The organism is Methylocucumis oryzae, assembly GCF_000963695.1.
Taxonomy (GTDB): domain Bacteria; phylum Pseudomonadota; class Gammaproteobacteria; order Methylococcales; family Methylomonadaceae; genus Methylovulum; species Methylovulum oryzae.
Map to the genome: position 1 here is coordinate 1 of NZ_LAJX01000120.1, position 11545 is coordinate 11545.

The 11545-nt window shown below is 44.1% G+C and carries 11 protein-coding genes, 1 other RNA gene and 2 pseudogenes; 3 read left to right on the forward strand and 11 right to left on the reverse strand.

What is annotated here, in order from left to right:
* Positions 1 to 77: 77 nt before the first annotated feature.
* The 11 genes and pseudogenes from VZ94_RS12340 to ssrA all read right to left on the reverse strand — a co-directional run bounded on the left by VZ94_RS12340 (position 78) and on the right by ssrA (position 9715).
* Positions 78 to 443 carry a DUF4213 domain-containing protein gene (locus VZ94_RS12340; RefSeq protein ID WP_052700486.1) on the reverse strand — a complete coding sequence of 122 codons (366 nt, stop codon included), beginning with the start codon at positions 441 to 443 and terminating at the stop codon, positions 78 to 80.
* 4 nt (positions 444 to 447) lie between these two features.
* Positions 448 to 1282 (reverse strand): annotated as a pseudogene (locus VZ94_RS12345) (SIR2 family protein).
* A gap of 314 nt (positions 1283 to 1596) precedes the next feature.
* The gene (gene gltA, locus VZ94_RS12350; protein ID WP_045779463.1) at positions 1597 to 2901 is read right to left on the reverse strand and encodes a citrate synthase; all 1305 of its coding nucleotides are present in this window, start codon (positions 2899 to 2901) and stop codon (positions 1597 to 1599) included.
* A 16-nt stretch (positions 2902 to 2917) separates the two neighbouring features.
* A complete protein-coding gene (locus VZ94_RS12355) occupies positions 2918 to 3601 on the reverse strand; it encodes a bifunctional 4-hydroxy-2-oxoglutarate aldolase/2-dehydro-3-deoxy-phosphogluconate aldolase (RefSeq protein ID WP_082081612.1) in 684 nt (227 codons plus the stop codon).
* A gap of 14 nt (positions 3602 to 3615) precedes the next feature.
* Positions 3616 to 5436: a phosphogluconate dehydratase gene (gene edd / locus VZ94_RS12360; protein ID WP_045779464.1), complete on the reverse strand. Its 1821-nt coding sequence runs from the start codon at positions 5434 to 5436 to the stop codon at positions 3616 to 3618.
* 26 nt (positions 5437 to 5462) lie between these two features.
* A pseudogene (gene zwf, locus VZ94_RS12365) lies at positions 5463 to 6930 on the reverse strand (glucose-6-phosphate dehydrogenase).
* Positions 6931 to 7326: 396 nt separating this feature from the next.
* A complete protein-coding gene (locus tag VZ94_RS12370) occupies positions 7327 to 7866 on the reverse strand; it encodes a DEAD/DEAH box helicase family protein (RefSeq protein WP_045779465.1) in 540 nt (179 codons plus the stop codon).
* A complete protein-coding gene (locus tag VZ94_RS28985; protein ID WP_239649895.1) occupies positions 7863 to 8027 on the reverse strand; it encodes a winged helix-turn-helix transcriptional regulator in 165 nt (54 codons plus the stop codon). Before VZ94_RS28985 ends, VZ94_RS12370 begins: the two co-directional genes overlap by 4 nt.
* Positions 8028 to 8059: 32 nt before the next feature.
* On the reverse strand, positions 8060 to 8842 hold the full coding sequence (locus VZ94_RS12375) for a Fic family protein (RefSeq protein ID WP_239649896.1): 783 nt from the start codon (positions 8840 to 8842) through the stop codon (positions 8060 to 8062).
* A 52-nt stretch (positions 8843 to 8894) separates the two neighbouring features.
* Positions 8895 to 9182 (reverse strand): hypothetical protein, encoded by a 288-nt coding sequence (locus VZ94_RS12380; RefSeq protein ID WP_045779466.1) that lies wholly within the window; start codon positions 9180 to 9182, stop codon positions 8895 to 8897.
* Positions 9183 to 9338: 156 nt separating this feature from the next.
* Positions 9339 to 9715: a transfer-messenger RNA gene (gene ssrA / locus VZ94_RS24475) on the reverse strand.
* A 162-nt stretch (positions 9716 to 9877) separates the two neighbouring features.
* Between ssrA and VZ94_RS12385 the strand changes: the two genes are divergently transcribed.
* From VZ94_RS12385 to VZ94_RS12395, 3 genes are all read left to right on the forward strand, one after another.
* The gene (locus tag VZ94_RS12385; protein WP_045779470.1) at positions 9878 to 10276 is read left to right on the forward strand and encodes a bacteriohemerythrin; all 399 of its coding nucleotides are present in this window, start codon (positions 9878 to 9880) and stop codon (positions 10274 to 10276) included.
* 492 nt (positions 10277 to 10768) lie between these two features.
* A complete protein-coding gene (locus tag VZ94_RS12390; protein ID WP_045779467.1) occupies positions 10769 to 11359 on the forward strand; it encodes an RNA polymerase sigma factor in 591 nt (196 codons plus the stop codon).
* Positions 11344 to 11545, forward strand: a 202-nt coding sequence (locus tag VZ94_RS12395) for a zf-HC2 domain-containing protein (RefSeq protein ID WP_045779468.1), incomplete at its 3' end; no start/stop codon positions are given. The genes VZ94_RS12390 and VZ94_RS12395, both read left to right, overlap by 16 nt.

Here is an 11545-nt window from a genome sequence, read left to right on the forward strand (position 1 = left end):
TTCTTTCTAAAACGGTTAGCCTCATCTGTGACTGATAGCGCTCAATGCCTGGATAATGGCCTATTACGACTACATTTTTATCTCTTAGTTGGGGTAAAAAAATGCTCAAATACAGCAAGATTGGCATAATCAGGAGCAGGTTGTAGTACTAGAGATTCAGGTAGTGGTCTACTATTAATAACACTGTTAATAGCAGCCATAGCCACCGTCGCTTTATACGGTTCATAGTCCCAAATCCACGTCGCGACTTCTCGTGTGGATTTGCCGCCTAAACTACCCGACCAAGGCAAAGTACGTGTGGCTGTGTTCGGACTCATTGCTAAGCCAATCTGTTGTTGCGATTGGCAAAGCGTCCAAACTAAACCAATAACGACCTGCTCAACCACTGCTGGAGTATGGCAATAGTCGAGTAGCAATTCGTAAAATAAGCTCGCTGAAGGCATTATTCTATATAGCTGCTAACAAGTCTTCGACATCGGCGTCGATAATTTCCAAACCCATTTTTTGGCAGAACCGTTGCTCTTTAGGTGTAGGGTTCTTGTTTAAAAACCAACCCTTATGTTCAGCGCCACCGCTGATAATATCGCTCATCACCATGCGTTCAGAATCGCGATTTAAACGCATACCAATGAATAAATATTGCTTGTCTTTACGGTAAGATTTTAAGAAGTCTGGAATCGCAAATCCACCCATTAACTCGGTAATATAATCAACATAATCGGCATCGGATGCGACATAATTGGCTTCTGGTTTAGGTGTACCCATAGGCTTAAATAAAATAGGCAACGTCGGATCGACTTGTTCCTGAGTGATTTCAAAGTACTCTTTACCGTCAAACTGATACAGCTTAAAACGGTAATGGGTTTCAGTAATTCTTGCCAGGCCTACGATTAATGTGTGCTCTTCATCGGCATAACTGTCTTGTAATTGGGTATCGCGGTTTATATCGACCACATAAGCCGGTTTCCATTGGGCTAGCCATTCATGTAAGGCCGCGCGCGTCCATTCGGTTTCGCCATATAAATGCGTTAAGAATTGGCCTAAAAAATTACGCCCACGTTTTAATTCCATATTCATTGCGGCTCTAGGGAATTCATACATGAGTTTAGGTGCCATAGGCTTGCCGTTGTTCATCGCTAAAATCAGGCTTTCACTATCAGCCGGGATGGTTTGTTGTGTGGCAGCGTTTTTGGCGTCAAATAGCGCACCAGGCCCTAAATACGGTACGACTTGGTTATCGTAAAGTTTTTTGGAAAATTTCCGAAAATACCGGTAAAGACATAATAATTCCTTAAAATATGCTAATAAGAAACTACTATGCAAAAAACAATCCAATATGATTAATTTTTTTATCTTTATGAAAATAAAAGAAATAAATCTGCGAGTGATTGTAGGGTTTATGACATTATGTAGAGAGTAAGCAGACAGTGTTATTGTCTTTAGTGTTAAGCGGCCAAATTTGATGGTTTTCTGGCTGATGCGATGGGTTTTGTTTGTATACTTCAAACGGTTAAGTTTTCGGTTTTTAGATAAGGTGCGCTACACATATTGGGCACAACAGCATGTGCCCAATGTCATGTCTTAACAGTACCAGGCTTAAATCGTCGATTTTCTATGATTTGCAGGTACATCACGGCGCATGGCTCCGGTGTATAACTGTCTTGGGCGGCCAATTTTTTGCTCAGGGTCGGCAATCATTTCGTCCCAATGCGCAATCCAACCCACGGTTCTACCCATCGCAAACATCGCAGTAAACATGTTGGTGGGGATGCCTAAAGCATGTAAGACAATGCCAGAATAAAAATCAACGTTAGGGTAGAGCTTTTTCTCAATAAAATAATCGTCTTCTAGCGCGATACGTTCTAATTCCATCGCTAACTCGAATAATTTATTGTTTTGCAAGCCTAATTCGTTTAATACTTCATGACAGGTTTGTCGCATCAGTTTGGCGCGTGGGTCGTAGTTTTTATAAACTCTATGACCAAACCCCATTAAGCGGAACGGGTCGTTTTTATCTTTGGCTTTTTTAACGTATTCTGGGATACGCGAAACATCGCCAATTTTTTCTAGCATATTTAATACGGCTTCATTAGCACCACCATGTGCAGCTCCCCAAAGACAAGCAATCCCGGCAGTGACACAAGCGAACGGGTTTGCCCCACTGGAACCGGCTAAGCGTACCGTTGAGGTTGAAGCATTTTGTTCATGGTCGGCGTGTAATACCAAAATACGGTCTAAAGCGCGAACTAAAACGGGGTTGGCGACATAGTCATCGCAAGGTGTTGCGTGCATCATGCGTAAAAAGTTTTCCACATAACTTAATTTGTTTTGTGGATACATAAACGGCATACCGGTGCTGTATTTATGACACATGGCTACAATCGTCGGCACTTTAGCGATTAAGCGTATCGCACTAATCTCTCTATCGCTTTTTGAGCGTATATCTAACGCATCGTGGTAAAACGCTGATAATGCGCCTACTACGCCTACCATAATCGCCATCGGGTGCGCGTCACGTCTAAAACCTTTAAAGAAATTGGTTAATTGGTCATGCACCATCGTGTGCATGGTGACGTTGTATTGAAATTCGGCGAGTTCTTTTTCGTTAGGCAATTCGCCGTTTAAGATTAAATAGCAGACTTCTAAGAAATTGCATTGCTCTGCTAATTGCTCGATGGGATAACCCCGATATAACAAAATACCTTGTTCGCCGTCGATATAAGTAATGGACGAGCGACAACTGGCTGTTGAATTAAAGCCAGGGTCGTAGGTAAACATGCCGGTATCTCTATATAACGCTTGTACATCAACGACATTCGGGCCTATTGAGCCGGTTAAAACAGGTAATTCACATAAAGTCTGAGCGTTCTCGGTTAAACTAAGAGTGCGTGGGTTGGTCATGGGTCTTCTCTCTGTTTTAGAAGGTTAATGTACAAAACGTTGTTAGGGTTAAACCGACTTGGCGTTGGCAATCGCGTGTTGGGCTAATTCGGTAACTTTTTGCCCAATTTTTGGCTTTGACGACATCATTAGGCGCTAGCCAAGAGCCGCCTACGCAAGCCACGTTGCTTAATGCTAAATAGGATTGGTAGTTGTCGGGTGAGATTCCCCCGGTTGGGCAAAAGCGTATGTTAGGCATAGGGCCGGCAATGGCTTTTAACATAGGGATACCGCCGGCCGCTTCGGCAGGGAAAAATTTAAAATGGTCTAAGCCATATTCCATGCCTAGCATTAGCTCAGACAAACTGGCAATCCCTGGAATTAATGCAATCTCACTGTTTATAGCGGCATTTAATAGCGTTGGCGTTAAACCTGGGCTAATCGCAAAGACGGCACCGGCATCTTCGGCGGCCTTTAATTGCTCAGGCGTGGTGACCGTACCGGCGCCGACAATGACGTTGCTGACTTGGCTGGCAATCGCTTTAATCGCGTCTAAGGCTACCGGTGTGCGCAAGGTGATTTCTAAGACGTTAATACCGCCATCGACTAATGCTTGTGCTAAGGGTACGGCGTCGTCGAGATTGGGGATAACCATGACCGGCATGACCGGGCAAGCGTTTAATACGTCTTTAGGTTGTACTTTCCAATGTGATAATGTCATGTGTTTTAAGTGAGTTAGTCGATAAGGAATAAATTGCTAGCGCCGGTTTCTGCGGTGCCTGCACCTTGTCTAAAGCCGCCGAATAATTCGCGTCCCATACCATAGTGATGCGAGTTCGTGGGATTCAGTTCAACACTGCGCGCGTCGAATTCGGCTGCGTCTATGAGCACATTAACCTCGCCGGATTTAATATTAAGGGAAATCATATCGCCGTTACGCACTTTAGTCAGTGGCCCACCATTAGCGCATTCTGGATACATGTGTATCGCGCAGGGCACTTTGCCGGATGCGCCTGACATACGACCATCGGTTAATAACGCCACTTTAAAGCCACGGTCTTGTAAAGAACCTAGTACTGGGGTTAATTTATGTAATTCCGGCATACCATTCGCTTTCGGACCTTGGAAGCGAATGACGGCGACAAAATCTTTATCTAACTCACCACGTTTAAACGCTGCTAGTAACTCACTTTGGTCATCGAATACCACTGCGGGTGCTTCAACAATTTGATGGTCTTCGGAAACAGCAGAGACTTTGGAAATACCTCGGCCTAAATTACCTCGAATTAAGTGAATACCCCCGCCAGCGGCAAACGGTTGTTCGACGCTAGCAATAATATCCGGAGCTAATGAGGCAGTAGGCGATTCTTGCCAAGTTAACTGACCGTCGATTATGCGCGGTTCTTGCGTGTATTGCGCCATACCTTGCTCATCGCCAATAGTCAGAATGTCTCCGTGTAATAAGCCATGTTTGAGTAATTCGCCGATTAATAAACCCATACCACCTGCGGCTTGGAATTGATTAACATCGGCAGGGCCATTCGGATAAATCTTACACAGCAACGGTATAATTTGAGATAACTGATCGAAGTCATCCCAGTTGATAATAATGCCAGCGGCTCTGGCGATAGCGACTAAGTGCATGGTGTGGTTAGTAGAACCACCGGTTGCTAACAAGCCTATGATGGCATTGATAATGGCTTTTTCATTAATGGCATGACCGATAGGCCGATAGTCATCGCCTAAGGCAGTAAATTTCAACACTTGCTTAGCGGCGGCTTTAGTCAGTTCATCACGTAACGGCGTGTAAGGATTAATGAACGAGCTGCCAGGTAGATGTAAGCCCATGATTTCTACCATCATTTGGTTGCTGTTCGCCGTGCCGTAGAAGGTACACGTGCCTGGGCTATGGTAAGACTTAGATTCGGATTCTAACAGCTCTTGGCGGCTGGCTTTACCTTCAGCGTAACGTTGCCTCATTCTGGCTTTTTCTTTGTTAGTAATGCCACTAGGCATAGGCCCAGCTGGTATAAAGACGGCAGGTAAATGACCAAAACTTAATGCGCCAATTAATAACCCCGGCACGATTTTGTCGCATACGCCCAAATAAAGTGCGCCATCGAACATGTTGTGGCTTAAGCTGACCGCTGTAGCCATGGCGATAACATCACGGCTAAACAACGATAACTCCATACCGGGATAGCCTTGGGTAATACCATCGCACATAGCAGGTACACCGCCAGCAAATTGCGCGACACCACCGGCTTCAGCAATGGTTTGTTTGATTAAAGTTGGGGCATCTTTGTATGGCTCGTGCGCCGATAACATATCGTTATACGACGAGACAATCGCGATATTAGGTTTTTGTGTATTGATTAAATCGTGCTTATCCGTAGCAGCGCAGGCGGCAATACCATGTGCTAGGTTACCGCAGCCCAAACCTAAACGATGTGGGCCTTGCTCACGCTGTTGTTCTAAGCGCGCCAAATAGGCCTGACGGGTAGTTGCGCTACGTTCTATGATTGTGTTGGTAATTTTTTCTAACTGGGCGTGCATGGTTAATCCTGTATGATTAGTTATTGTTATTCTTCCCAAGCTCTATTTTCGCGAGCAATCAACGCGACCGATGCGACGGGGCCCCAAGTGCCTGCTGAATAGGGTTTGGGTACAACATTCATCTTTTTCCATGCGTTTTGTATCGAGTCTATCCAAACCCAAGCTTGTTCGATTTCTTCGCGGCTTAAGAAAAGGGTAGGGTTGCCGCGTAACGCTTCTAAAATTAATTTTTCATAACCACCAAAGATGCGATTTTTCTTAAATTCAGAAAAGCTTAAATCCAGTTTGGTCTTTTTCAATTTTAAATCTTCGTCTATGCCGGGAATTTTATTCAGCATCTCGATTTCAATGCCTTCATTAGGCTGCAAATGAATAATTAATTTGTTAGGAGGTAATTCTTTAAAGCTGTCTTTAAAAATATTATGCGGTAATTGCCTGAAATACACGACAATTTCCGTGCGCTTACCTTGTAAACGTTTACCTGTGCGTAAATAAAATGGCACACCTGCCCAACGCCAATTATCAATATCGACTCTAAGCGCGACAAAGCTTTCGGTGGTGCTATCAGTGTCTGCGCCGTCTTCCTCTAAATAACCCGGCACTGCTTTGCCTTTTAAATAGCCGCTAGTGTATTGGCCACGCACGGTATTTTGCTCAACGTTATGCTCAGTAATAGGACGCAAGGCTTTTAACACTTTAATTTTTTCGTTGTGTATGCTGTCTGCCTCTAAGTTAACTGGTGGCTCCATCGCAATAAACGTCAAGATTTGTAATAAGTGGTTTTGCACCATATCACGCAACTGACCGGTTTTATCAAAATATTCCCAGCGACCTTCGATACCGACTTCTTCCGCGACAGTAATTTGAATATGGTCTATCGTATTGTGATTCCAGTTTGTCGTAAAAATCGAATTTGCAAAGCGAATTGCGAGCAAATTTAATACAGTTTCTTTACCTAAATAATGGTCAATGCGAAACACTTGTTTTTCGCTAAACACTTTAGCGACTTCATCATTGATTTCGCGTGAACTCGCCAGGTTATGTCCTATGGGTTTTTCCATAACCATGCGTGATTCATCGGTCAAAATACCTGAATGAGCTAAGCCCTTACAGATATTGCTAAATAATACCGGTGAAACAGCAAAATAATTGACTAAAACACGGCTACTAGCATCGGTGACCGTTTTCAGGGCTTGATACTGCTCCGGTTGGGTTAAATCAATTTTTTAAATAATTGAGTCGGGCAGAAAAACGTACCCAGACTTCGCCTTGTATTGTGTCATTTAAAAATTCTTGTAAGCTGTTATGCGCCGTTTCAATAAACTGGTCTTTATCGAAATCATGTCTATCTACACCAATAATACGGGTGTCAGGTTCTAATAAATTAGCATTGTCAAGCCGGTACAGTGAGATGATTAGCTTGCGTCTGGATAAATCGCCTAACGCGCCATAAATCACCAAATCACAAGGTTTAAAGGTTTTTTTGTCTTTCATTACTAGCTGCCGGATAAAGGAGGGCGGAACAAATAAGTTGAATCTCAGCAATTAATGTGCCGAGAATGGGAGATTTATTATCGCAGAATTTATGCTAAGCGTCTTCAGTGAATTAAACGCGACTCATTGAAATATCGATGTAAAGAATGGTGCATAGAACGTTGTCGCCATGCCAGAGATGTAATTAACGATTAAATCATTGAGGGTTTATGCTCGTTAATGAGGCGTAATGAACTAGAATGGTGCACTCAGGACTCGGTTGTTGTTTTCAAGTTTTTGGTAAGCCCAGTTTTGGTTAAAACCCAAAAGCTAGAGAAGATGGAATGCTTATTATCTTATCTATACGGCGCTCTGATTTGACATTAACAAGCTGGCTATTGTCATGATTTTTTGTCACTACGCCGCTAGCTTTTCATTATCCTCGACAACTTCATCGACCTGAGCAGAAAGCGCCTCGTTCTCGGCTGTGTTCAATTCCAGTTTAGCCAGGCGGCATTCATAGTAAATCGGCACTGTTGCGCAGTCATCAACCGCATCCTGAATGTCGTAGATCGACACATAGCCACCAAATACGGCACGAGTGTCTTTATCTTCTTGCGAAATCGGCGTGCCGGTAAAGCCGATAAAAGAAACAAACGGCAAGGCATCGCGCATGTGCTTGGCATAGCCGAATTTGTATTGACCATTGGCGGTTAAAACGGCTTTTAATCCATATTGGCTGCGGTGGGCTTCATCAGAAATCACCACAATATTGTGGCGGCTATTCAAAACTGGGTGGTTGCTTTCACTATCCAGCAAGGCAAATTTTTGCACTGTGGTAAAGATGATGCAGCCAGACTCTCGCTCGGCCAGAAGCTTGCGCAACTCGTCGCGGTCATCCAACCGCCTTCGCGGAACCAAATTTAAACAGAGCGTTTCGAGTTGTTCTTCGTTCATAGCAAAACCTCCCAGTGACCGGTTTTGTCAGAGCCAACTCTTTTCAACTTTCTGGCGTGTTGTAACTTAGTGATAGCGCGGCTAATGGTGCGTAGGTCTTTGCCAAGGGTATTCGCCAATTGTCGGCGGGTCAGTTGCGGGTTGTCTTGTAGTAACGCCAAAATCGCCTCCGGTGTTTTTAACCCAACTATCGTTACAGGGGCGTTAACAGAGGCGTTTTGCAGGGGCGTTTTTGCATTAAAGTTTGCGCAATCACAGAGAGCATAAACTGAATAAACGGTGTGCTATCGGCTTGCTGATCGGCCTGTTCAAGCGCTTGATAATACTGTTGCTGATGCTCTTTAATCACACTTTCTAGTGGTAGCGATAAAAACAGCGGATGCCATTGCGCCAAAATTAAGGTTTGCCACAAGCGCCTCATACGACCATTGCCATCACTAAATGGGTGTATAAACTCAAATTCATAATGAAAAACACTGCTGGTAATTAAGGGGTGATCCTTCGCGTGTTTTAGCCAGAGCGTTAACTCAGCCATTAACCCCGACACCTGATGCGCAGGCGGAGCCACATGATGCACCACATTGCCTTTGTGAATGCCTACCGCCTTGTTACGAAACGCGCCCGCAGTGGTCAGAATATCCGCCATCATCAAGCCATGGGCGGCAAGTAAATCTTGGATGCTATAGGGCTTAAAGGTTGGCAAAGCATCATAAGCGGCAATCGCACCTTTTACCTCGGCCAATTCACGCACACTGCCCAATACCCGCTTACCCTCGACAATCGCGGTGATTTGCTCTTCGGTTAAGCTGTTACCCTCAATGGCCAGCGTACCGGTAATGGTTTTGATGCGATTTTGCTTGCGCAATTGGGGCGAGACATCGAGCGCACGAGCATTTAGTCTGCCTACTTGCTCGCTGATTTCGGCCACCAAGTTGACAATATCGGTGGTGATGGTGAACGGTGGCTGATAACTCATAATATGCCCTGTTTACCTCTGTGTTCAAGGCGGGTTACTGGTATGCGGCCGCTCATGTGCTGGCCTCATCGGGTTTTAATATTTGGAGTTCGCCGGAGAGGAGTTTGGGGAGCAGCTTATCTCTCAATGCTTGAAGCTCAGCTATGGGCAAGGTTTTGATTTCGGTGACTAAAAGACTAATCGACGTCGTTTTATTGAGGATGGCGTACACCAAGTTTATCGTGAAAAAATACAACGATAGCTTATATTTTAAGCTGTCGCCCTGTAGTTGCTCAGCCTCTTTTTTAAGCAACGTTTGCAAGGGGGCTGTTATGCGAACAAATACGGTTTCTGATGTCATTTGTTATTCTTGCGCCAATTTTTTTTCAGTATAAGCAATAGTTATGCCGAATTGTATTGGCTATTCAGACAAGAATTTCCGGTAGATGTACGCGATTACAACGGCGGCGCAGGCATAAAAAAAGGCGAACTGAGATTAGTTCACCTTTTTCAACGTTGGTGGAGGCGGGGGGAATTGAACCCCCGTCCGCAAGTACTCCGCCTCAAGATCTACATGTTTATCCTGCACTTTTGATTTAACTGTCGGCTACCCGTCAGGCCAAGAAAACCGCCAGCGATTCCGTAGGTTTTAGCGCATCCATCCCGGACTTACTTCAGCGCGATCTTGTGTAGATGACCCCTGAGCGTCAGGCGAACCCAACTCTACCCGCACAAGCACAAATAGTCAGAGGAATGGAGGCTGTTTTTAGGCAGCCAAAGCCATTGAGTAGTTTTCGTCGTTTGCGAATACTTTTTTTCTGTAGGATTTACGAGGTCACAGTCCTCGACATGCACTTTTGGTTTTGCTACCCGCGTCGAAGCCAGGTCGCCCCCCAAGGCCGGGCACTCTACTGGATTTTGTTAAGTAATGCAATAGCACTATGCAATATTCTCGTCATATTTGATTATGCTCAAATTCACCCTAGACCTTGTTTGACCGCTATTGTGGTTTTAACCATACTATTTATGCGGTTTAACACACAGGAGAATAATAATATGGCATTAATGAATTGGACAGCAGATCAATATGGCACGAATGTTGGTTTTGCTGACGAAGAACATAAAGTAATCTTCGCTAAATTAAATACTTTATATGATTTAGCAACCGGTGGTGCTGAGCGTTCAGCGATTGGCGCACAGCTCGATGATTTAATCGGGTATGTCGCGGAGCATTTCGCGCATGAAGAGCGTGAGATGCAAGCAAAAGGTTACAGTGCTTTTGCACCGCATAAAGCTGAACATGACGCGATGGTGCAAACCTGCGTCGGCTTGCAAGCTAAATTTCATGCAGGTGAAGCCGATGTGACTGATGCGGTAGGCCAAATGGTGAAGTCTTGGTTGGATAAACATATTCCTACTTTCGACAAAGGCTATAGCCAAACGTTAAATAGTTGATTTAATAGATTTCTGCACTAGATACTTTCTTTTTCTATCTCATACCTCACCCATTAGTGGGTACACTTTGACAGGCTTTATGCCTGTCTTTTTTTGCCTGTAGCAAAGCTAAGTTGTATCCATAAGCGCCAATTTAATCCCATGCGTTGAGTTAAACCCTTTTGGTATTCTTGATATAGATACTGGGTTAACATATAGGCTATGATGGGAACTTTAAAAGCGTTGGCCTATACTCTGAACGGTCACATTCGGTATCTTGTGTTGTTGTAGGGTGCGCTGTGCGCACCTTTTTCATTGATTTTTAACGATATTATACGGTGCGCACAGCGCACTCTACCTATCCCTATCTAAAAATCGAATGTGGCCGTTTGAAGTATATATTTTGTCCGTAATCTTAAGAAAACTAGAGCCACAAGAGATAAATACTAAGGCTCTCATTGCCCATATGGATGATAGTACCGTTTTAGAGTCAGTAATCAAGTTGAATAGGTTATGCACAACACCCAAGTGAGTCTGCTGGCAGAATTAAATGCTAATAATCGTGAGGCTTGGCAAGAATTCTGCCGATTGTATAAGCCTATGATTAGTCATTGGCTAAAATCACATGCGCTGCAAGCCACCGATGTTGAAGATATTAGCCAAGAAATTTTGCTATTTTTGCTGGAAAACATCGACTCATTTGAGCATAACGGACGAATTGGGGCTTTTCGCAATTGGTTACGCTTAGTCACTGTTAATATTGCCAGAAATTACTTACGCAAAGTCAACACTGAAGTCAATTTGTCCAATTTCAGCTTGATGTTAGAGCAGTTGGAAGACGCGGACAGTAACCAAAGCCATTTATTTAATCTCGCACATGATCGTGTGGTAGTGCAAATTCTGTTAGAAAACTTGGCTGAGCATTTCCAACCCGAAACGCTAACTATTTTTAAACTCCATGTTGTAGACGACCTATCTGCCATAGACACGGCTGCACAAATGAATGTTTCTATTGCTTCGGTGCATGTCGCCAAGTCCAGGGTATTACGGCGTTTACGGCAAGATGCCAAAACCTGGCTAGATGATTTATGTCTTATGATTTGATTACACTAACTTCTGAATCGTCTAGTCACCCCTCTATGGAGCAGTTGCGCCAATTTGTTGTGGGTAAACTCAACGATGCTGAATCGGTCGCGATTGAAGCACATTTATTCGGGTGTGATGCCTGTAACCAATCATTAAATTCGGTATCGCTCACGGACTCGTTTACTGAGCTGGTGCGTGGACAAT